The sequence below is a fragment of the Streptomyces sp. B8-7 genome, assembly GCF_058833805.1.
In genome coordinates this window covers 712417-733678 of the sequence record NZ_JBYRRL010000004.1, presented here as the reverse complement: position 1 = coordinate 733678, position 21262 = coordinate 712417, and the positions used below count along the sequence as shown (strand labels likewise).

The 21262-nt window shown below is 69.8% G+C and carries 16 protein-coding genes; 8 read left to right on the top strand and 8 right to left on the bottom strand.

Annotation, left to right across the window (positions count from 1 at the left end; translation table 11 throughout):
- Window positions 1–80: 80 nt before the first annotated feature.
- Window positions 81–1547 carry a replicative DNA helicase gene (gene dnaB, locus AC5K6T_RS23185; protein ID WP_493211835.1) on the bottom strand — a complete coding sequence of 489 codons (1467 nt, stop codon included), beginning with the start codon at window positions 1545–1547 and terminating at the stop codon, window positions 81–83.
- Between the two features lie 460 nt (window positions 1548–2007).
- Here dnaB and AC5K6T_RS23180 point away from each other — a divergent pair, with 460 nt between their 5' ends.
- Complete coding sequence (locus tag AC5K6T_RS23180; protein ID WP_493211833.1) at window positions 2008–3345, top strand: MATE family efflux transporter; 1338 nt, start codon at window positions 2008–2010, stop codon at window positions 3343–3345.
- A 316-nt stretch (window positions 3346–3661) separates the two neighbouring features.
- On the opposite strand, the gene rplI is transcribed toward AC5K6T_RS23180, so the two are convergent.
- The 4 genes from rplI to rpsF all read right to left on the bottom strand — a co-directional run bounded on the left by rplI (window position 3662) and on the right by rpsF (window position 5370).
- Window positions 3662–4108 (bottom strand): 50S ribosomal protein L9, encoded by a 447-nt coding sequence (rplI, locus tag AC5K6T_RS23175; protein WP_493211831.1) that lies wholly within the window; start codon window positions 4106–4108, stop codon window positions 3662–3664.
- An 18-nt stretch (window positions 4109–4126) separates the two neighbouring features.
- Window positions 4127–4363, bottom strand: coding sequence for a 30S ribosomal protein S18 (rpsR, locus tag AC5K6T_RS23170; RefSeq protein ID WP_003949403.1), 237 nt, complete (start codon window positions 4361–4363; stop codon window positions 4127–4129).
- A 59-nt stretch (window positions 4364–4422) separates the two neighbouring features.
- A complete protein-coding gene (locus tag AC5K6T_RS23165) occupies window positions 4423–5007 on the bottom strand; it encodes a single-stranded DNA-binding protein (RefSeq protein WP_493211824.1) in 585 nt (194 codons plus the stop codon).
- Between the two features lie 72 nt (window positions 5008–5079).
- Window positions 5080–5370 (bottom strand): 30S ribosomal protein S6, encoded by a 291-nt coding sequence (rpsF, locus tag AC5K6T_RS23160; RefSeq protein ID WP_019324683.1) that lies wholly within the window; start codon window positions 5368–5370, stop codon window positions 5080–5082.
- Between the two features lie 283 nt (window positions 5371–5653).
- Between rpsF and AC5K6T_RS23155 the strand changes: the two genes are divergently transcribed.
- The 3 genes from AC5K6T_RS23155 (at window position 5654) to AC5K6T_RS23145 (ending at window position 8583) form a co-directional block, all read left to right on the top strand.
- A complete protein-coding gene (locus AC5K6T_RS23155) occupies window positions 5654–5962 on the top strand; it encodes a hypothetical protein (protein WP_493211821.1) in 309 nt (102 codons plus the stop codon).
- Window positions 5963–6321: 359 nt separating this feature from the next.
- Complete coding sequence (femX, locus tag AC5K6T_RS23150; protein ID WP_493211820.1) at window positions 6322–7443, top strand: peptidoglycan bridge formation glycyltransferase FemX; 1122 nt, start codon at window positions 6322–6324, stop codon at window positions 7441–7443.
- Between the two features lie 108 nt (window positions 7444–7551).
- Window positions 7552–8583, top strand: coding sequence for an alanine racemase (locus AC5K6T_RS23145; RefSeq protein WP_493211818.1), 1032 nt, complete (start codon window positions 7552–7554; stop codon window positions 8581–8583).
- Between the two features lie 233 nt (window positions 8584–8816).
- Here the strand turns inward: AC5K6T_RS23145 and AC5K6T_RS23140 are convergent, their stop codons facing one another.
- Both AC5K6T_RS23140 and AC5K6T_RS23135 read right to left on the bottom strand, forming a co-directional pair.
- Window positions 8817–10349 carry a glycosyltransferase family 87 protein gene (locus tag AC5K6T_RS23140; protein ID WP_493211816.1) on the bottom strand — a complete coding sequence of 511 codons (1533 nt, stop codon included), beginning with the start codon at window positions 10347–10349 and terminating at the stop codon, window positions 8817–8819.
- 155 nt (window positions 10350–10504) lie between these two features.
- Window positions 10505–13210: a transglycosylase domain-containing protein gene (locus AC5K6T_RS23135; RefSeq protein ID WP_493211814.1), complete on the bottom strand. Its 2706-nt coding sequence runs from the start codon at window positions 13208–13210 to the stop codon at window positions 10505–10507.
- 385 nt (window positions 13211–13595) lie between these two features.
- On the opposite strand from AC5K6T_RS23135, the gene AC5K6T_RS23130 reads away from it, so the two are divergent.
- The 3 genes from AC5K6T_RS23130 to AC5K6T_RS23120 all read left to right on the top strand — a co-directional run bounded on the left by AC5K6T_RS23130 (window position 13596) and on the right by AC5K6T_RS23120 (window position 16751).
- Window positions 13596–14279, top strand: coding sequence for a PadR family transcriptional regulator (locus tag AC5K6T_RS23130; RefSeq protein ID WP_493211812.1), 684 nt, complete (start codon window positions 13596–13598; stop codon window positions 14277–14279).
- Between the two features lie 45 nt (window positions 14280–14324).
- Window positions 14325–15407 carry an inositol-3-phosphate synthase gene (locus tag AC5K6T_RS23125; RefSeq protein ID WP_493211811.1) on the top strand — a complete coding sequence of 361 codons (1083 nt, stop codon included), beginning with the start codon at window positions 14325–14327 and terminating at the stop codon, window positions 15405–15407.
- 81 nt (window positions 15408–15488) lie between these two features.
- Window positions 15489–16751, top strand: a complete 1263-nt coding sequence (locus tag AC5K6T_RS23120; protein WP_493211809.1) for an MFS transporter — start codon at window positions 15489–15491, stop codon at window positions 16749–16751.
- A gap of 145 nt (window positions 16752–16896) precedes the next feature.
- On the opposite strand, the gene AC5K6T_RS23115 is transcribed toward AC5K6T_RS23120, so the two are convergent.
- Entirely contained in the window at window positions 16897–18339 is a 1443-nt protein-coding gene (locus AC5K6T_RS23115; RefSeq protein WP_493211807.1) for a CCA tRNA nucleotidyltransferase, read from the bottom strand.
- 344 nt (window positions 18340–18683) lie between these two features.
- Between AC5K6T_RS23115 and AC5K6T_RS23110 the strand changes: the two genes are divergently transcribed.
- Window positions 18684–21248, top strand: a complete 2565-nt coding sequence (locus AC5K6T_RS23110; protein ID WP_493211805.1) for a DUF6049 family protein — start codon at window positions 18684–18686, stop codon at window positions 21246–21248.
- Window positions 21249–21262: the final 14 nt, after the last annotated feature.

Genomic DNA, 21262 nt, shown 5'->3' with positions numbered 1-21262 from the left:
ACGAAGATGGCATAAGTGCCACCGATGTGCCATCGGAGCTGAGATTGTGCCGCGAAATTTGAGACCCTACAGCCGCCCCGTCAGGTCTGTGCCATGTCCACGAAGCGGGAGTAGTGGCCCTGGAAGGCCACGGTGATGGTGGCGGTGGGGCCGTTGCGGTGCTTGCCGACGATGATGTCCGCCTCGCCGGCGCGCGGGGACTCCTTCTCGTAGGCGTCCTCCCGGTGCAGCAGGATCACCATGTCGGCGTCCTGTTCGATGGAGCCGGACTCACGCAGGTCGGAGACCATGGGTTTCTTGTCGGTGCGCTGCTCGGGGCCACGGTTGAGCTGGGAGAGCGCGATCACGGGGACCTCCAGCTCCTTGGCCAGGAGCTTGAGGTTGCGGGACATGTCGGAGACCTCCTGCTGGCGGCTCTCGGAGCGCTTGGAGCCGCCGGACTGCATCAGCTGGAGGTAGTCGATGATCACGAGTTTGATGTCGTTGCGCTGCTTCAGGCGGCGGCACTTCGCCCGGATCTCCATCATCGACAGGTTGGGGGAGTCGTCGATGTAGAGCGGCGCGGAGGACACCTCGGGCATCCGCCGCGCCAGGCGCGTCCAGTCCTCGTCGGTCATGGTGCCGGACCGCATGTGGTGCAGGGCGACCCGGGCCTCGGCGGACAGCAGACGCATCGCGATCTCGTTGCGGCCCATCTCGAGCGAGAAGATCACGCTCGGGAGGTTGTGCCGGATGGACGCGGCGCGGGCGAAGTCCAGCGCGAGCGTGGACTTGCCCATCGCGGGACGGGCGGCGATGACGATCATCTGGCCCGGGTGGAGGCCGTTGGTGAGGGAGTCGAGGTCGGTGAAACCCGTGGGCACGCCCGTCATCTCGCCGCTGCGGGAGCCGATGGCCTCGATCTCGTCGAGGGCGCCCTCCATGATGTCGCCGAGCGGCAGGTAGTCCTCGCTGGTGCGCTGCTCGGTGACGGCGTAGATCTCCGCCTGGGCACGGTTGACGATCTCGTCGACGTCGTCGTCGGCCGCGTATCCCATCTGGGTGATGCGGGTGCCGGCCTCCACCAGGCGGCGCAGGACCGCCCGCTCGTGAACGATCTCGGCGTAGTACTCGGCGTTGGCCGCGGTGGGGACGGTCTGGACGAGGGTGTGGAGATACGAGGCGCCCCCCACCTTGTTGATCTCGCCTCGCTTGGTGAGCTCGGCGGCGATCGTGATGGGGTCTGCGGGCTCGCCCTTGGCGTAGACGTCGAGGATCGCCAGGTAGATCGTCTCGTGGGCGGGCTTGTAGAAGTCGTGCCCCTTGAGGATCTCGACGACGTCGGCGATGGCGTCCTTGGACAGCAGCATTCCGCCGAGGACGGACTGCTCGGCGTTGAGGTCCTGGGGCGGCACCCGTTCGAAGGCCGGACCCGAGCCCTCCCATGCGTCCCGGTCGTGCTGCTCGTCGCGGGAGCGCGGCGCGTCACTCCGCCTGCGGGAGGCCGGGAGGCGGTCGCTCGGCCCGCTGTCGGCCCACGGGTCGTCCAAGGGCTCGGAAATACTCACCGAGCCACCTCCTCCCGTCCGCCGAGCGGACCTCACCGTGCCCCTCTGTTCTACGGCACGGCACCGACAAAACGAGAAGCCCAACTCCGTTTCTGGCGCGTCGGTTTTGTAGCGATTGCACGGTCGACGGATGGAGCGGGCGCCGGACCACGGTAGGCCCTCGGGCACCGTCAGCCAATCTGGTTATCCACAGGCCATGTGGACGACGGCCCCGATGCTGTGGAGAACTCCGCGAAACCTGTGCACGACCCGGTGGACAGGCCTGTGAACAAGCCCCCACCCGCTCCGAAAAGAACGCCTTGACCTGTGGTTTCCCTACCCACCGGCTGTGCAGGAGAAAAACTTCCCCAGTCGGCCCAAGATCAGGTCCAGCGCTGTGGGCAAGCACACCCACAGTGACGATCGGTAAGGGTCCCAAGTCGATTGCATCTCTTACCTGTGGATGATTACATTGACCGCCATGACCCACGCTCCAGCGCCGCCCCAGGCGGGCCCTCGCCGCCACGACCGAGAGATCCTCACGCTCGCCGTGCCGGCGTTCGGCGCACTCGTCGCCGAGCCCCTCTTCCTGATGGCCGACAGCGCCATCGTCGGCCACCTGGGCACCCCGCAGCTCGCCGGGCTCGGCATCGCCTCCGCCCTCCTCGCGACCGCCGTGAGCGTGTTCGTCTTCCTCGCCTACGCCACCACGGCCGCGGTCGCCCGCCGCGTCGGAGCGGGCGACCTCAAGGCCGCCATCCGCCAGGGCATGGACGGCATCTGGCTGGCCCTGCTGCTGGGTACCGCCGTCATCGCCGTCGCCCTGCCCACCGCGTCCCCGCTGGTCGACGTCTTCGGCGCCTCACCGACCGCCGCCCCGTTCGCGACCACCTACCTGCGGATCTCGGTGCTCGGCATCCCTGCCATGCTCGTCGTGCTGGCCGCCACCGGTGTGCTGCGCGGGCTCCAGGACACCAGGACGCCTCTCGTCGTCGCCGTCGCCGGCTTCGTCGTCAACGCCGCCCTCAACGCCGGCCTCGTCTACGGTGCCGGACTGGGCATCGCCGGATCCGCCTGGGGCACGGTCGTCGCCCAGTGGGGCATGGCCGCCGTCTACCTCACCGTGGTGGTCCGTGGCGCCCGGCGCCATGGAGCCTCGCTGCGCCCCGACGCCGACGGCATCAGAGCCTCCGCGACCGCGGGCGTACCCCTGCTGGTCCGCACCCTGTCCCTGCGAGCCGTACTGATGATCGCCACGGCCGTCGCGGCGCGTCTGGGCGACGCCGATGTGGCCGCGCACCAGATCATCGTGTCCCTGTGGGTACTGCTCGCTTTCGCTCTCGACGCGATCGCCATCGCCGGGCAGGCCATCATCGGCCGGTACCTCGGAGCCGACGACGCCGCCGGGGCCCGGGACGCCTGCCGCCGCATGGTGCAGTGGGGCATCGGGGTCGGTCTCGTGCTCAGTGCCCTCGTCGTCGTCACCCGGCCGGAGTTGCTGCCCCTGTTCAGCGGCGACCCCGCCGTCACGGACGCCGCGCTGCCCGCACTCGTCGTCGTGGCCCTCTGCCAGCCCGTCTGCGGAGTGGTCTACACACTGGACGGGGTGCTGATGGGTGCCGGGGACGGGCCCTACCTGGCCTGGGCGATGCTGGTGACACTGGCGGTCTTCGCGCCTGTCGCCCTGCTCGTTCCCGTGCTGGGCGGGGGGCTCACGGCCCTGTGGGGGGCCATGGCGCTGATGATGACGGTGCGCATGGCGACACTGTGGCTGCGCATGCGCTCGGGCCGCTGGATCGTGACCGGCGCGACGCGCTGACGTTGCCCTCCCGGCCCTCCCGGCCCTCCCGGTCCGCCCTACCCGCCTACCCGCCTACCCGCCCGTCTGACCGGCCCGGCCCGGTCCAGCCCCCTGCGCACGGTTCCGGGGTGCGCCGGGTATCCAGCCTCCCGGACGGTGTTCCGCTGCCGCCCCGGTCGCCCTGCCGAGGGTTCGGCGAACGACGTTTCACGTGAAACAGCCGTGTTTGCCGGAGAAGGGCGGATGGACACGCGGAAGGGGCCGCACCTGACGGACCCGGTTGGATCCCGACGGTGCGGCCCCTTCCTTCAGCTACACGAGCCGAGTGCGGTGATCAGCCCGCGACGACCTCGACGTTGACCTTGGCGGCCACCTCGGGGTGCAGACGCACGGACGTCTCGTGGGCGCCCAGGGTCTTGATCGGCGCGCCGAGCTCAATGCGGCGCTTGTCGACCTCGGGGCCACCGGCAGCCTTGATCGCCGAGGCGATGTCGGCCGGGGTGACGGAGCCGAAGAGCCGGCCGGCGTCGCCGGAGCGGACGGCCAGACGGACGTTCACACCCTCGAGCTGGGCCTTGACGGCGTTGGCCTGCTCGATGGTCTGGATCTCGTGGATCTTGCGAGCACGACGGATCTGCTCGACGTCCTTCTCGCCACCCTTGGTCCAGCGGATGGCGAGCTTCCGCGGGATCAGGTAGTTGCGAGCGTAGCCGTCCTTGACGTCGACGACGTCGCCCGCGGCACCGAGGCCGGAGACCTCGTGGGTCAGGATGATCTTCATGTTTCGGTCACCCTTCCCTTAGCGCGCGGTGGAGGTGTAGGGCAGCAGCGCCATCTCACGGCTGTTCTTGACGGCCGTGGCGACGTCACGCTGGTGCTGCGTGCAGTTGCCGGTCACGCGGCGGGCACGGATCTTGCCGCGGTCGGAAATGAACTTCCGCAGCATGTTCGTGTCCTTGTAGTCCACGTACGTGACCTTGTCCTTGCAGAAAGCGCAGACCTTCTTCTTAGGCTTGCGCACAGGCGGCTTCGCCATGGTGTTTCTCCTGTGTGATCAAGAAGTGTGGGTACGGCCCCCACCCCGGATCCGGGGATCTAGAAGGGGGGCTCGTCCGAGTAGCCGCCGCCGCTGCCGGAGCCACCGCCCCAGCCGCCGCCACCGCCCTGGTTGCCACCGGCGGGAGCGCCGGTCGCCCACGGGTCGTCGGCGGAGGCGCCACCCTGCTGCTGCTGGCCGCCGCCGGAGCCGCCGCCCCAGCCGCCCTGCTGCTGCTGGCCGCCACCGCCGCCGAAGCCGCCGCCCTGGGCACCGCGGCCGGCGGTCTTGGTGACCTTGGCCGTGGCGTTGCGCAGGCTGGGCCCGACTTCGTCGACGTCCAGCTCGAAGACCGTGCGCTTGACTCCCTCACGGTCCTCGTAGGACCGCTGCTTCAGCCGGCCCTGCACGATCACGCGCATGCCTCGCTGGAGCGACTCGGCGACGTGCTCCGCCGCCTGCCGCCAGACGGAGCAGGTCAGGAACAGGCTCTCGCCGTCCTTCCACTCGTTCGTCTGCCGGTCGAAGGTGCGGGGAGTGGACGCGACACGGAACTTCGCGACCGCCGCACCGGAGGGGGTGAAGCGCAGCTCGGGGTCATCGACAAGGTTGCCGACGACCGTGATGACGGTCTCGCCTGCCATGGGGGAACCTCTCGGCGGGTTTGCTGCTGGCTGCTTGCTACTCGAAACCCGAGATCAGCTGAGCGGGAGAGCTCAGTGGGTCTCGGGACGGAGGACCTTGGTCCGGAGGACCGACTCGTTCAGGTTCATCTGGCGGTCGAGCTCCTTCACGACCGCAGGCTCGGCCTGCAGGTCGATGACCGAGTAGATGCCCTCGGGCTTCTTCTTGATCTCGTACGAGAGACGACGACGGCCCCAGGTGTCGACCTTCTCGACCTTGCCGCCGCCATCACGGACGACGGAAAGGAAGTTCTCGATCAGCGGGGAGACAGAGCGCTCCTCGAGATCGGGGTCGAGGATGACCATCACCTCGTAGTGACGCATGTGGAACCCACCTCCTTCGGACTCAGCGGCCACGGTCGTTCCGTGGCAGGAGGGTTGTGATGCGCACGCACCAGTGCCGTCGGTTCTTCAGTAGAACAGCCCCCACTGACAATCGGGCTCTCGCAAGGAGATCCCGGGCCGCGGTCTGGGCAGACACCGGTGCAGACGGTACAGAGTACCCGCACACCGGCTTCCGGTTGAAATCAGTCCGCCGGGGCCGTCAATCTGTACACATCGGGTGTGTAAGGCGCTACGATGCGCCGCCTTCCGCAGGAGGTGCCCCATGGCACAGGCATTGCGACCCAACACCGCCGGCTCTCTGCTGGCCAGCGACGGCAAGCCCCATCCGCTCCAGGACACGCTGATGGCCGTGACCCTGGTGCTGGGGATCGTCTCCTTCGTCACGGCGATGTTCCACAGCCTCCATCTGCTCAGCTCCTGGACCGGTCTGGTGGGGATCTTCACCGGCGCCTACGGACAGTGGATCTCCGAGACCACCCGTGAGCGCTTCGGGCTGATCCTGGGCCTCGGCGCCTCGGCCGTCGGCTTCTTCCTCGGCATGGCACACGGGGGCCTGTTCGGCGGCCTCTGACGCACCGGGGCACAGCCCCCGCAGTGCCCCGGGCGCCGCCTCGCCCCGCTCGACGCGAAGCAGCCGCCCACGGGCGGCCGGATCCCCCCTCCGGCCGCCCGTCCGGCATGTCCGCGCGGCCGAAGGGAGCCTGCCGCCCCGCCGCCCCTCGGACGGCCCAGGCACCGGCAGGTGGCGACCGTGCCGACGGTGCGGGTCTGCACCCCCGTCAGGCGGCCCGGGCCGGCGGCGGCATGCCGTCCGGCCGGGCCGTCAGGGGTCGCACGCCCGGTCGGGCCGCGCGCCGGGCGCAGTAGGCTTCGCGCGAGAGCCGGAGCCCCTGTACCCATGGGGACACACCAGCCCGAGGAGCGCCCCGAATGAGCCTGACCCTGAGGACCATCAGCCGCGAGCAGCATCTGGCGTACATCCAGACCCTGCCGTCCGCGAGCCACATGCAGGTCCCGGCCTGGGCTGACGTCAAGGCGGAGTGGCGCTCGGAGAGCCTCGGCTGGTTCGACGACCGTACCGGGGAACTGGTCGGCGCGGGGCTGGTTCTCTACCGGCAGCTCCCGAAGATCAAGCGCTATCTCGCCTATCTGCCCGAGGGTCCGGTGATCAACTGGTTCGCGCCGAACCTCGAGGACTGGATCCAGCCGATGCTGGCCCACCTCAAGCAGCAGGGCGCGTTCTCCGTGAAGATGGGCCCCCCGGTGATCATCCGGCGCTGGGACGCCGCGTCCATCAAGCAGGGCATCCAGAACCCCGACGTGAAGCGGCTGCGCGACATCGAGGCCGACTTCATCGAGCCGCGCGCCTTCGAGGTGGCGGACAAGCTGCGCCGCATGGGCTGGCAGCAGGGTGAGGACGGCGGCGCCGGCTTCGGCGACGTACAGCCCCGCTACGTCTTCCAGGTGCCGCTGGCCAACCGCTCGCTGGAAGAGGTCCACAAGAACTTCAACCAGTTGTGGCGCCGCAACATCAAGAAGGCCGAGAAGGCCGGCGTCGAGGTCGTCCAGGGCGGCTACCAGGATCTTCAGGAGTGGCAGCGGCTGTACGAGATCACGGCCGTCCGCGACCACTTCCGGCCCCGCCCGCTGTCGTACTTCGAGCGCATGTGGTCGGCCCTCAACAGCGAGGACCCCAACCGGATGCGGCTGTACTTCGCCCGTCACGAGGGCGTGAACCTGTCCGCGGCGACGATGCTGATCGTCGGCGGGCACGTCTGGTACTCCTACGGCGCCTCGGACAACATCGGCCGCGAGGTCCGGCCGTCGAACGCCATGCAGTGGCGGATGCTGCGCGACGCCTACGCGCTCGGCGCCAGCGTCTACGACCTGCGCGGCATCTCCGACTCGCTGGACGAGTCCGACCACCTCTTCGGCCTGATCCAGTTCAAGGTCGGCACGGGCGGCCAGGCCGCCGAGTACCTCGGCGAGTGGGACTTCCCGCTGAACAAGCTGCTCCACAAGGCACTCGACATCTACATGTCGCGCCGCTGAGCGAGCACACGGCTGTCGCGCCACGGTCCGGGCCACAGGCTTCGGTACCGTCGACAGCCGGCATCCCTGAGACAGACCGCAGCAACGAGAAAGGTTCCGGGTCCGGCCATGGCGCTCACGCTCTACGTCGACACCGCGCGCTGGCGGGCGCACCACAAGCACGTCCAGGAGCAGTTCCCCGGGCTCGTCCCGGTCTGCAAGGGCAACGGCTACGGGTTCGGGCACGAGCGGCTGGCGGAGGAGGCCACCCGGCTCGGTGCCGACATCCTCGCCGTCGGTACGACGTACGAAGCCGCCCGGCTCAAGGACTGGTTCGGTGGTGACGTGCTGGTCCTGACGCCGTACCGGCGCGGCGAGGAGCCGGTGCCGCTGCCGGACCGGGTGATCCGCTCGGTGTCGTCGGTGGACGGCGTGTACGGGCTGGTGGGCGCACGCGTGGTGATCGAGGTGATGTCCTCGATGAAGCGGCACGGTGTCAGCGAGCAGGATCTGCCGCAGTTGCACGCCGCGATAGAGAACGTCCGCCTCGAGGGCTTCGCCATCCACCTGCCGCTGGACCGCACCGACGGTTCGGACGCGGTGGAGGAGGTCATCGGCTGGATGGACCGGCTGCGGGCGGCCCGGCTGCCGCTGCACACGATGTTCGTCAGTCATCTGAAGGCCGAGGAACTGGCGCGGCTGCAGCAGCAGTTCCCGCAGACCCGTTTCCGCGCCCGGATCGGCACGCGGCTGTGGCTGGGCGACCACGAGGCGACGGAGTACCGCGGCTCGGTGCTGGACGTCATGCGTGTCGCCAAGGGCGACCGTTTCGGATACCGCCAGCAGAAGGCGGCCTCGGACGGTTTCCTGGTGGTCGTCGCGGGCGGCACCTCGCACGGGGTGGGCCTGGAGGCTCCGAAGGCACTGCACGGCGTGATGCCGCGGGCCAAGGGTGTGGCCCGGGCCGGCCTGGCCACGGTCAACCGGAATCTGTCCCCGTTCGTCTGGGGCGGCAAGCAGCGCTGGTTCGCCGAGCCGCCGCACATGCAGGTGTCGATCCTGTTCGTGCCGGCGGACGCGCCCGAGCCGGCCGTCGGGGACGAGTTGGTGGCCCATCTGCGGCACACGACCACACAGTTCGACCGGCTCGTGGACCACTGACCGCCTCGTGGACCACTGACCGGCCTGTGGACCACCGGCCGCCGGTCCGTACGGACCGCTGACCGGCACCTGGGCCGCCGCTCCGCCACCGGGCCGGCCGCAGGTGCCGTAGGCGGCCGTGAGCCCGTCGCCGGCCACCGGACGGCACCGGCCCGGCCACGTGACGCTGCCGACGGCCGTACGCAGATGTCCCGCGTACGGCCGCTCGTTGCCCTGCCGCGCGCTCTGTTCGCTCAGAGCGAACGACCCTCGGCGTCCTGCTCGGCTCCGTCCGCCGTGGCGCCCGTCCCCGCCGCGCCCCAGGCCACCGGTGTGCCCGCATAGGCCGCATGCCGAGGGTGACGGGCCGCAGCCCCGAGGGCGAAGGCGTCGGGCGCGCCGTCGAGGACTCCGCCCGAGGGGTCGTCGACGCCGTCGCGGCGCACCACGTCGCGCTCCGGCAGAAGGATGTCGCGGACGACGACGACGCACAGGTACAGCGTCCCGGCCAGGTGCACCCCGATCGCCCAGTGGTAGCCGTCCGTCGGCAGGCCCTTGTGGGCGTCACCGCTGGTCGTGTACGCGAGATACATCCAGATCCCGAGGAAGTAGACCACCTCGCACGCCTGCCAGACGAGGAAGTCCCGCCACCTGGGCCGGGCCAGCACGGCCAGCGGCACCAGCCACAGGACGTACTGCGGCGAGTAGACCTTGTTGGTGAGGATGAACGCGGCGACGATCAGGAACGCCAGCTGGGCGAAGCGGGGCCGGCGAGGGGCGGCCAGGGCGAGCCCGGCGACGCCGGCGCAGCACAGCAGCATCAGCAGCATGGCGAGGGTGTTGACGGTGTCGGTGCTCAGCGGATGGTCGGAGTTCTGGGCCAGGATCAGCCAGAAGGACCCGAAGTCGACGCCCCGCTCCTGGCTGAAGCGGTAGAACTTCGACCACCCGTCGAAGGCGAAGAGCATCACCGGCAGGTTCACCACCAGCCAGGCCCCGGCGGCACCGGCGAGGGCCCTGCCGAAGTCGCGCCATCTGCCGGCCCGCCAGCACAGGACGAGCAGCGGCCCCAGGAGCAGGAAGGGATACAGCTTGGCGGCCGTGGCGAGCCCCAGGAGCACGCCGAACGCCAGGGAGCGGCCCCGTGACCACATCAGCATCGCCGAGGCCGTCAGAGCGACCGCCAGCAGGTCCCAGTTGATGGTGGCGGTGAGTGCGAAGGCGGGTGCGAGGGCGACGAGGAGACCGTCCCAGGGCCGTCGCGCGTGGGTGCGGCTGACGCAGACGGCGATGACCGCCGCGCAGGCCATCAGCATCCCGGCGTTGACCATCCAGTACCACTGCTCCTGGTCCTGGATGCTGCCGGTGCCGGGGGTCAGCCAGGCGGCGACCTCCATGAAGACGCCCGTCAGGACGGGGTACTCGAGGTACTCCATGTCACCGGGCAGCCGGTCGAAGTACGGCACAAGCCCGTCGGCGAAGCCACGCCCGTTGTAGAGGTGCGGAATGTCGGAGTAGCAGGCGTGGGTGTACTGCGAGCTGGCTCCGAAGAACCACCCGCCGTCGTAGCAGGGTGCCTTCTGGACCAGGCCGAGGGCGAACATGCCGATCGCCACGAGCGCGATGATCCGCACGGGGGTCCACCGGGTCGTCCCGAGCAGGGCATGCCGTCCGAGAGGCCCACCGATCAGTTCGCTGCCGTTCTCGGCGATCGGATCGGCCCGGGTCGGCGCCACCGGATCGGATCGGCGGGCTTGCGTTCGTTCTGCACTGGGCATGGGGCACATCCTGCCGTACAAGTCCGGGGGAACGGCGAGGGCCGCCGCACCCGGTGGGTGCGGCGGCCCGGTGTTTCACGTGAAACACGCACGGTTTCACGTGAAACACCCGTGTGGGGCGAAAGGGCGGCGTCGCGTGCGGGACGGGACGTGCGTGGCACGCGTCAGCCGGTCGGGCCCCCGAAGAGGCCGCCTCCGCCGTTGTTGCCGCCCCCGTTGCCGTTGCCCCTGCTGTCGCCGTCGGTCGGCGATTCCGTGGGTGACGAGGTCACTCCGCCGTCCGTACCGCCCGTGTCGGTGCCGCCGGTGTCCGTACCGCCGGTGTCGGTTCCCCCCGTGGTGGTGGTGTCGTCGCACTTCCACCACCTGGTACAGGTCTCGGTCGGCGTCGGCGACGGCTCGGGGAGACTCGGCGTCGGCGTCGGGGTCGGGCTGGGCTCCTCCGTCTCGGACGGCGTGGGAGTGGGCGTCGGGGTGGGCTCGGCGTTGACCACCTCACCGATCGGCTGCGGCGTCGGGAACCTCACCAGCGGCTGGCCCTCCATCGCATCCGCCATGTAGTCGTGCCAGATCTCCGAGGGGAACGAGGCGCCGTGGATGGAGGTCTGCTTGCCCGTGCCGTACATCGGAAGGAACTTGCGGTCCTTGACCTTCTCGTCGTCGGGGTAGCGGAACATGCTGACCGCGGTCGACAGCTGCGGGGTGTAGCCCACGAACCAGGCCGACAGGTTGTTGTCGGTGGTGCCGGTCTTGCCGGCCACGTCGCGGCCGGGCAGCTTCGCGTTGGTACCGGTGCCCTTGTCCACCACGGTCTTCAGCACGTCGGTGACGTTGTCGGCGACCTTGGAGGTGAAGGCCTGCTTCGTCTGCACCTTGTGGGTGAAGACCGTTCCGTCCTTGCTGGTGACCTTCTGCACCGAGTACGGCTCGCGCTGCTTGCCGCTGGCCGCGAAGGTGGCGTAGGACCCCGCCATGCGGATCGCGCTGGGGTCGGAGATGCCGATGGAGAACGACGGGAAGCCGGTGCCCGCCAGGCTCGACTCGCGCAGACCGGCGTTGACCGCGGCCTCCTTCACCTTGTCCAGGCCGACGTCCATGCCGAGCTGGACGAAGGCGGAGTTCACCGACTTCCGCATCGCCTCACGCAGGTCGATCTTGAAGTCCGGCGGAGAGCCCAACGACTCCTTGCCGTCGTTCTCCTGGAGCCACTCCTTGCCCTCCTCGTTGTGCCAGACCGACCCGTCGTAGTTCTTGATCTTCAGGTCGTTCTGGCCGCTGTACAGGCTCTTCGGCGAGGCGATGGTGCGCTCGTCCTGGGCCTGCACCTCACCGAGGTCGGGGTCCCGGACGCCCCACGTCATGGCCGCCGCGAGCACGAAGGGCTTGAAGGTCGAGCCGACCTGGGCTCCGGTTTCGTCGGCGTTGTTGGTGAAGTGCTTGGTGGCGTCCGTGCCGCCGTAGACGGCCTTGATCGCGCCGGTCGCCGGGTCCACGGAGGCCGCGCCGAACTGGACGTGGGTGTCCGTGTCGGGGCGCCGCTCGGGGTCGATGTTCTCCTTGCGGACCCGCTTGACGACACTCTCCAGGCTGTCGACCTTCTTCTTGTCGAAGGTCGTGTAGATCGACAGACCGCCCCGCTGGAGAACGTCCTGGGTGATGCCGGTCTCGTCGCTGTGGCTCGCGATGTAGCCGTTGGCGAGGTCGACGAGGTAGCCGACCTGACCGCTCAGCGCCGTGTTGAAGCGCGGGTTCTGGACCTTGGGCAGCTCGGTGTACTTGGCGCGGGTCGCCTGGTCCAGATGGCCGTACTCGACCATTTTGTCCAGCGTGTCCTGCATCTGGCGCAGTGCGCGCTTCTTGTTGGCCTCGGGAGTGGCCGCCTGGTCGATACTGACGGCACCCGCCGGGTCGAAGTACGTGGCGCCCTTCAGCGTGGCCGCGAGGAAGGCGCACTGGCCGGGGTTGAGATCGATGGCGTCCTTGTTGAAGTACGCGCGCGCCGCCGCCTGGATGCCGTAGGCGTTGCGGCCGTAGTAGGCGGAGTTGAGGTAGCCCTCCATGATGTCGTCCTTGGGGACCGACGTACCCACCTTGATGGAGACGAACAGTTCCTTGAACTTGCGCGACACGGTCTGCGACTGGTCGTTCAGCATCGCGTTCTTCACGTACTGCTGGGTGATGGTCGAGCCGCCCTGGGTGTTGCCGCCGCGGGCCATGTTGAACACGGCGCGGGCGATGCCCTTCGGGTCGATGCCGCTGTCGTCGCGGAAGGTCTTGTTCTCCTGGGAGATGACCGCGTTCTGCATCTCCCCGGGGATCTGGGACAGGTTGATGATCTGCCGGTTGGTCTCGCCGCCGGTGGCGACCATCTCGGAGCCGTCGGCCCAGTAGTAGACGTTGTTCTGCGCCGTCGCCGTCAGCTGCACGTTGGGCACGCTCACCAGCGCGTAGCCGACGCCCGCGACGGCGACCATGCCGCCCAGGAAGGTCAGGCCCAGGCCGGTGACGAGCTTCCAGGACGGCACCCAGCGCTTCCAGCCGTACCTGCCCGTGCGCGGGTAGTCGACGATCCGCCTGCGGCCCGGGGCGGCGTCCCGGTCCCTGCCGGCACCGGACGGGGCGCCGCGCCGACCACCGTGGCCGGGCTCGGGCGCGCGGCGGCGTCCGCCGCCGCGCTGGGCTGCGCGCCGGGCCGCGGCACGTCCGCCGTACAGGCTCTCCTCGCCTCCCGTTCCGTACGCGTCGGAAGGAGACCCGGTGGCGCCTCGCGGTTCCGCGCGGCGGCCGGAGGACGAGCCGGACTGGCCGCGCCGGGCCGCGGCGCGTCCGCCTCCCTGCGGCTGCGGCGGTTTGCGACGGTGCTCGCTCATCGAACGACTACTCCTCGGGCAGGCGCACCGTGGTGCGCCTGGAAACGGCGGCTGGTTTCCGGTCCCCCCGAAAGTACGGACGCGGTCGCTTCCGCACTCATCCGTACGACACCGGCAACCATGACGTTCCCCTGCGTCACACGGTTCCCGGCGGTATGCATGCCGCACAGACTACGCACCGCCAAAACCCGTCGGGCCCCGAAGTTCACCCCAAATCAGGCAACTTACTGCCGACGAATCAGTGATGTGACGCCGTTCACGACTCCCCCTCTTGTCGCACCAGCAAGGCCGTTCTATCGTGCTGATGTATCGAGTCGATACATCAGCACGGCATACGAACCGACACGGGGCCCGCTCGACGGGTCGCGGCAGAGAGGAGGCGACGATGAGCCGGCGTTCCGGGATCCTTGAGTTCGCCGTACTCGGCCTGCTCCGCGAATCTCCGATGCACGGCTATGAACTGCGTAAACGACTCAATACGTCACTGGGTGTGTTCCGCGCGTTCAGCTACGGGACGCTCTACCCCTGCCTCAAGACGCTGGTCGCCAACGGCTGGTTGATCGAGGAACCGGGGAGTGCGCCCGAGGACGCCCTCGCCGCCTCCCTCGCGGGCCGGCGCGCCAAGATCGTCTACCGGTTGACGGCGGAAGGCAAGGAACACTTCGAGCAGCTGCTCGCGCAGACGGGACCCGACGCGTACGAGGACGAGCACTTCGCCGCCCGCTTCGCCTTCTTCGGGCAGACCTCGCGCGACGTGCGCATGCGCGTGCTCGAAGGCCGCCGCAGCCGTCTTGAGGAACGCCTGGAGAAGATGCGCGCCTCGCTCGCGCGCACCCGGGAGCGCCTCGACGACTACACCCTCGAGCTCCAGCGCCACGGGATGGAGTCCGTGGAGCGCGAAGTGCGCTGGCTGAACGAGCTCATCGAGAGCGAGCGTGCCGGACGGGACCTCAGGGCCTCCGCCGACGGGAAGCCCGCTCAGCAGGACACCACCACTGGAGCGACGGGCGGCCTGCCCCGGACCGGGGAGACGTCCCGGCCGGATACGCCCGACGACACCGCCACGTGAAGCTCCCGCAAGGGCTTCACCTAGTACACACAGGGAGCAACCGGAATGGGTTCGGTTCGCGTAGCCATCGTCGGCGTGGGCAACTGCGCCGCGTCGCTGGTGCAGGGCGTCGAGTACTACAAGGACGCCGACCCGGCGTCCAAGGTCCCGGGCCTGATGCACGTCCAGTTCGGCGACTACCACGTCCGTGACGTGGAGTTCGTCGCGGCCTTCGACGTCGACGCGAAGAAGGTCGGCCTCGACCTCGCGGACGCCATCGGCGCCTCCGAGAACAACACCATCAAGATCTGCGACGTGCCCTCCACGGGCGTGACCGTCCAGCGCGGCCACACCCTCGACGGCCTCGGCAAGTACTACCGCCAGACCATCGAGGAGTCCGCCGAGACCCCGGTCGACATCGTCCAGACCCTCAAGGACCGGCAGGTCGACGTCCTCGTCTGCTACCTGCCCGTCGGCTCCGAGGACGCGGCGAAGTTCTACGCGCAGTGCGCCATCGACGCCAAGGTCGCCTTCGTCAACGCCCTCCCAGTCTTCATCGCCGGCACCAAGCAGTGGGCGGACAAGTTCACCGAGGCGGGCGTCCCGATCGTCGGCGACGACATCAAGTCCCAGGTCGGCGCCACCATCACGCACCGCGTCATGGCGAAGCTGTTCGAGGACCGCGGCGTCATCCTGGACCGCACGATGCAGCTGAACGTCGGCGGCAACATGGACTTCAAGAACATGCTCGAGCGCGAGCGCCTGGAGTCCAAGAAGATCTCCAAGACGCAGGCCGTCACCTCGCAGATCCCCGACCGGGAGCTCGGCGAGAAGAACGTCCACATCGGCCCGTCCGACTACGTGGCCTGGCTGGACGACCGCAAGTGGGCCTACGTCCGCCTCGAGGGCCGTGCCTTCGGCGACGTCCCGCTGAACCTGGAGTACAAGCTGGAGGTCTGGGACTCCCCGAACTCCGCCGGCGTCATCATCGACGCGCTGCGCGCCGCGAAGATCGCCAAGGACCGCGGCATCGGCGGCCCGATCCTCTCCGCGTCGAGCTACTTCATGAAGAGCCCGCCGGTGCAGTACTTCGACGACGAGGCCCGTGCCAACGTCGAGAAGTTCATCCAGGGCGAGGTCGAGCGCTAGAGGCGTTCGCCACCCACCGGGCCGGGAGGGTCCCCGCGGCAGTGCGCCACGGGGACCCTCCCGTATGTGAGGCTGTGCCCCATGGCCGTCGTCCGCGATCTCCGGGTGCTGCTGCGCTTCAGCGGCTTCCGGCAGCTGCTCGCCGTGCGGCTGCTCTCCCAGGGCGCCGACGGCGTGTACCAGGTCGGCCTGGCCACCTACGTCGTGTTCTCCCCGGAGAGGCAGACCTCCGCCGCCGCCATCGCCTCCGCCATGGCCGTGCTGCTGCTCCCCTACTCCCTGGTGGGACCGTTCGCCGGGGTCCTGCTGGACCGCTGGCAGCGCCGCCAGGTCTTCGTCCACGGCAACCTGCTGCGCGCCACCCTGGCGACGGTCACCGCCGTCCTGATGATCGCCCAGGTCCCCGACTGGCTGTTCTACGCCTCCGCGCTGTGCGTGACCGCCGTGAACCGCTTCGTGCTGGCGGGCCTGTCGGCGGCGCTGCCGCGGGTGGTGGACCGCGAGCGGCTCGTCATGGCGAACTCCCTGTCACCGACCGCGGGGACTCTCGCCGCGATCACGGGCGGCGGTCTGGCCTTCGTGGTGCGCCTGGCGGTCTCCGACTCCGACTCCGTGGTGGTGCTGCTGGGCGCCGGGCTGTACCTGTGCGGGGCCCTCGCCGCACTGCGCGTCCCTCGCCCCCTGCTGGGCCCGGACGGCGCTCTCGACCGGCCGCGGCTCGGCGCAACCCTGTCCGGCACGGCTCGGGACCTGGCCGCCGGGGTCCGGCATCTGGCGTCCCCGGCCCGCCGGGAAGCGGCCGAGGCGCTCGGCGCGATGACCCTCATGCGGTTCTGCTACGGCGCCCTGTCGGTGATGGTGCTGATGCTCTGCCGGTACGCCCTGACCTCCAGCACGGAGGACGGGCTCGCCCTGCTCGGACTGGCTCTCGCCGTGTCCGGGGCGGGGTTCTTCGCGGCGGCCGTGATCACTCCCTGGGCAGCGGTGCGGCTGGGCGCGGGCCGGTGGATCGCCGTGTGCGCGGCGGCCGCCGCCGTGCTGGAGCCCGCGCTCGGCCTCCCCTTCGCCACCGGGCCGCTGCTGGTGGCCGCGTTCGTCCTGGGCCTCACCACGCAGGGCGCGAAGATCTCCACCGACACGATCGTCCAGTCCGCGGTCGACGACGACTTCCGCGGCCGCGTCTTCTCCGTCTACGACGTCCTGTTCAACATCGCCTTCGTCGCCGCCGCCGGCGTGGCCGCACTGATGCTGCCGCCGGACGGCCGCTCCGTACCCCTCGTGCTCACCGTTGCCGCCCTCTACGGTGCCGTCGCGGTGGCCATGGTGCGGTTCGAACGCCGCTGAGCGTCGGGCCGTGTCGGTGAGGGGCGGTGTTTCACGTGAAACACCGCCCCTCACCGACACGGCCCGACGGCCTCTCCTCGCGAACCGGAACGCCGGAAGGGCGTCGTGTTTCACGTGAAACACGACGCCCTTCCTCTGGCCGGACTCAGGCGTCCCGCTGAGCCGCCCACCACTCCTCAAGGGCCTTCGTGGCTGCTTCCGCGCCCAGCGGGCCGTGCTCCAGTCGGAGTTCCAGAAGGTGCTTGTAGGCGCGGCCCACGGCGGGGCCGGGCTTGACCCCGAGGATCTCCATGATCTGGTTGCCGTCAAGGTCCGGGCGGATCGCGTCCAGCTCCTCCTGCTCCTTGAGCTGCTCGATCCGCTCCTCCAGTCCGTCGTACGCACGGGACAGCGCGACCGCCTTGCGCTTGTTGCGGGTCGTGCAGTCGGAGCGGGTCAGCTTGTGCAGCCGGTCGAGCAGCGGGCCGGCGTCGCGGACGTAGCGTCGGACGGCCGAGTCGGTCCACTCACCGGTGCCGTAGCCGTGGAAGCGCAGGTGCAGCTCGACCAGGCGCGAGACGTCCTTCACCAGCTCGTTGGAGTACTTGAGCGCGGTCATGCGCTTCTTCGTCATCTTCGCGCCGACCACCTCGTGGTGGTGGAACGAGACCCGGCCGTCCGTCTCGAACCGACGGGTGCGCGGCTTGCCGATGTCGTGCAGCAGCGCAGCGAGACGGAGGATGAGGTCGGGACCGTCGGTCTCCAGCCCCATCGCCTGTTCCAGCACGATCAGCGTGTGCTCGTAGACGTCCTTGTGACGGTGGTGCTCGTCACTCTCCAGCCGCAGCGCCGGCAGCTCGGGCAACACATGCGCCGCGAGCCCGGTGTCCACCAGCAGGGTCAGGCCCTTGCGGGGATGGTCGGACAGAATGAGCTTGTTCAGTTCGTCCCGGACACGCTCCGCGGACACGATCCCGATGCGCGCGGCCATCTCCGTCATGGCCGCGACCACCTCGGGGGCGATCGCGAAGTCCAGCTGCGCCGCGAACCGGGCGGCCCGCATCATCCGCAGCGGGTCGTCCGAGAACGATGCCTCCGGTGTGCCCGGCGTGCGCAGCACCCGCGCCGCGAGGTCGTCCCGGCCGCCGTACGGGTCGATGAACGTCTTCTCCGGCAGGGCGAGCGCCATCGCGTTCACCGTGAAGTCACGGCGGACGAGGTCCTCCTCGATGGTGTCGCCGTACGACACCTCGGGCTTGCGCGAGGTGCGGTCGTAGGCCTCCGACCGGTAGGTGGTGACCTCGATCTGGTAGCCGTCCTTCTGGGCGCCGACCGTGCCGAAGGCGATGCCCACGTCCCACACGGCGTCGGCCCACGGACGCACGATCTTCAGAACGTCCTCGGGACGGGCGTCGGTGGTGAAGTCCAGATCGTTGCCGAGCCGGCCGAGGAGGGCGTCCCGTACCGATCCGCCCACCAGAGCAAGGGAGAACCCGGCCTCCTGGAAGCGGCGGGCGAGCTCGTCGGCGACGGGAGCGACCCGCAGCGGCTCGGTCAGCGCGCGGTCTCGCTCAGGGGCAATGAGGTGGTCTTCGTTGGCGTTCGGCACAACAGAAGAGGGTACGTGGCCCCGGCGCCCGCGAGCGCCCCCATTACAGGGGAGGGCCGAAGGCGGGCGAGGCCGAGGGCGGGGACGCCCCCGCGACGCCTCGTATGTCCCGCACCGCACCCGTGTGACGCATCTCAAGGCAATCCGTATCCGTCCCGGCCAAGCGCCCATAAGGAACGGACATCGGCCGCCCGCCGATCTTGTGGAGCAGTCCGCGGCACCTACGCTCAGGGCGCATCGTTACCATGCCTGGACGCACACTGCGACGCGCACTGCGACGCACACTGCAGCGAACACTGCAGCACACCTTGCGACGACCACTGACGACGAGGACGGACGAGCGCGTGGCCGAGGCGGCAGACTTCCCGGGGACCCGTCCCTCACCTGCCCGCCGCCTGCTGCGGCGCACCGCCGCCGTGCTCGCCACCGCACCACTGCTCGCCGGTCTCGTCCACCTGGCCGCCGGCCCCGCGGAGGCCGCCGCACGGGAGGGGACGCGGAACTCGGCGCGAGCCGTCTCCGGCTCCAGTACCGTCTCCGTCGCCCTGGACTCGCTCAGCCCCGCGCTGCCCACCGAGGACGACACCCTCACCGTCTCCGGCACCGTCACCAACCGGGGCAAGCAGGCGATCACCGAAGGCCGTCTGGACCTGATGCTCGGCCCGGAGATCAGCACCCGGTCGGGGATCGACGACGCCTTCCGTCGCTCGGGCTACACACCGGGCGCGGACGGCTCGACGGCGGGCGACTCCCAGGAGCTTCCCCGGCTCGTCCCCGGGGTCGCGGAGCACTTCAGCATCTCCGTGCCCGTGGAGGACCTCGGGCTCGGCGCGGCCGGGGTCCACCAGCTCGGGGTGCGGATCTCCGGGCAGACCTCCGCACAGCCCTGGGAACAGGTGCTGGGCTTCCAACGGACCTTCCTGCCGTGGCAGGGCGACGGAGCGGACACCACCACCAGGACGACGTTCCTGTGGCCGCTGATCTCCGACGTCCGCACGACCGCGGAGACCGGCTCCAACGACAAGCAGACGCCGGTGTTCCTGGACGACTCCCTCGCCGAGCAGATCTCCCCCGGCGGGCGCCTGGAACAGCTCGTGGCCCTCGGCAAGGACCTCGACGTGACCTGGGTCGTCGACCCGGACCTGCTGGCCTCCGTCGACGCCATGACGGAGAGCTACGAGATCCAGGGTGCCGACGGCACCACCACCCCGGGACGCAGCCAGACCGCCGCCAAGCGGTGGCTGGCCGAGCTGCAGCGGGCGGTGGCCGGGGAAGAGGTCGTCGCGCTGCCCTTCGGCGACACCGACCTGGCGTCCCTCGCGCACAACGGCACCCGCGTGACCGGCTCGCTGAGCCACTTCAAGGAGGCCACCGACGTCGCCGCCGGCACCGTGGAGACGATCATCCATGTGAAGCCCTCCACCGACTTCGCCTGGCCGGTCAACGGCGCCGTCGATCCGTCGATCGTGAAGGTCGCCACCTCCGCGGGCGCCGACACCGTCATCGCGCGCAGCGACAGCCTCCGGGAGAACGCCGGACTCCCCTACACGCCGTCCGCGCCGCGCCCCATCGGAGGAGGCACCACCGCGGTCGTCGCGGACGCGCGGCTGTCGACGTCGTTCCAGGGCGATCTGACCACGGCGTCGGCCGACACCCTCGCCGTGCAGCGTTTCCTGGCGCAGAGCCTGTCGCTGAACCTGCAGACGAACCGCGAGCGCAGCATCGTGGTGGCCCCTCAGCGCATGCCGAGCGCCAGCCAGGCCCGGACGATGGCGCACGCGCTGAGCGCGCTCCAGCAGGGCACCTGGAGCGCGTCCCGGAGCCTCACGGACACCGCGGCGGCCAAGCCGGACCCGAACGCGACCACGACCGTGCCCGCCGCCTCGGCCTACCCCGCGTCACTGCGCAGGCAGGAACTGCCGCGCACGGCGTTCGAGCAGATCGCGGCCACGCAGCGCAAGCTCGACGGGTTCGAGGTGATCCTCACCGACAAGTCCCGTGTGGTGACGCCGTTCGGGCGGGCCATGAACCGCGCGATGTCCACCTCCTGGCGGGGTCACGCCGTGGCGGCGCAGAGCTACCGCAACGGCGTGGAGGGGTATCTCGACGACCTCGCGGCCCAGGTCGTACTGATCGACAAGTCGGAGACCAAGCTCTCCGGGCGCAGCGCCACCATCCCCGTCACGGTGCAGAACAACCTCGTGCAGGGCGTCGAGCACCTGGTGCTGCGGCTGAGGTCCACCAGCCCGAACCGCCTGGAGATCGGCGGCGAGGCCTTCAGCGATCAGCCGGTGTCGGTGTCCGGCGGGCACAGCCAGTCGGTGAAGTTCACCACCTCGGCCAACGCCAACGGCCGGGTCACCGTGATCGCGCAGCTGTTCACGGAGGACGGGCAGGCCTACGGCGACCCGGTCACCTTCGACGTGAAGGTCACCGAGATCACGGCCACGGTCATGCTGGTCATCGGCGGGGGTGTGCTGCTCCTGGTGCTGGCGGGCTTCCGCATGTACACCCAGCGCAAGCGCGCCGCCGCGCAGAACGGCCCGGACGGGACACACGGGGCGGACGACCCGGACGGCACCGACAGCACCGACAGCACCGACAGCACCGACAGCACCGATGGCAACGATGGCAACGGCGGCACCGACCTCCCGGGGGACGCGTCCGCAGCCGGCCCCGAGAACTCCCCGGGCCCCGAGAACCCGCAGCACCCCGGGGACCGTCTCACCGGGCAGGACGACGACGCCGCGACTCCGGACCGCAGCGGCCCGGCCGCGCGCACCGGGGCGGCCGGGGAATCGGGCCGGCGATCCGGGGCAGACGGGCCGGAGCAGCCGAGTGACCCGACCCCGGACACCGCAGCGGAAAGCCCGGACCCGTCCGGAACGGGTGAGAGAGTGGACCGTTGAGGATGTCGTGGCCG

Bases quoted from the DNA above. Each gene is read 5' to 3' on its own strand.
- AC5K6T_RS23130 (WP_493211812.1), top strand. From the start codon at position 13,596: ATGAGCCGGCGTTCCGGGATCCTTGAGTTCGCCGTACTCGGCCTGCTC.
- femX (WP_493211820.1), top strand. From the start codon at position 6,322: ATGAGCCTGACCCTGAGGACCATCAGCCGCGAGCAGCATCTGGCGTAC.
- rpsF (WP_019324683.1), bottom strand. From the start codon at position 5,370: ATGCGTCACTACGAGGTGATGGTCATCCTCGACCCCGATCTCGAGGAG.
- AC5K6T_RS23140 (WP_493211816.1), bottom strand. From the start codon at position 10,349: ATGTGCCCCATGCCCAGTGCAGAACGAACGCAAGCCCGCCGATCCGAT.
- AC5K6T_RS23120 (WP_493211809.1), top strand. From the start codon at position 15,489: ATGGCCGTCGTCCGCGATCTCCGGGTGCTGCTGCGCTTCAGCGGCTTC.
- AC5K6T_RS23180 (WP_493211833.1), top strand. From the start codon at position 2,008: ATGACCCACGCTCCAGCGCCGCCCCAGGCGGGCCCTCGCCGCCACGAC.
- AC5K6T_RS23135 (WP_493211814.1), bottom strand. From the start codon at position 13,210: ATGAGCGAGCACCGTCGCAAACCGCCGCAGCCGCAGGGAGGCGGACGC.
- AC5K6T_RS23165 (WP_493211824.1), bottom strand. From the start codon at position 5,007: ATGGCAGGCGAGACCGTCATCACGGTCGTCGGCAACCTTGTCGATGAC.
- AC5K6T_RS23155 (WP_493211821.1), top strand. From the start codon at position 5,654: ATGGCACAGGCATTGCGACCCAACACCGCCGGCTCTCTGCTGGCCAGC.
- AC5K6T_RS23125 (WP_493211811.1), top strand. From the start codon at position 14,325: ATGGGTTCGGTTCGCGTAGCCATCGTCGGCGTGGGCAACTGCGCCGCG.
- rplI (WP_493211831.1), bottom strand. From the start codon at position 4,108: ATGAAGATCATCCTGACCCACGAGGTCTCCGGCCTCGGTGCCGCGGGC.
- AC5K6T_RS23145 (WP_493211818.1), top strand. From the start codon at position 7,552: ATGGCGCTCACGCTCTACGTCGACACCGCGCGCTGGCGGGCGCACCAC.
- rpsR (WP_003949403.1), bottom strand. From the start codon at position 4,363: ATGGCGAAGCCGCCTGTGCGCAAGCCTAAGAAGAAGGTCTGCGCTTTC.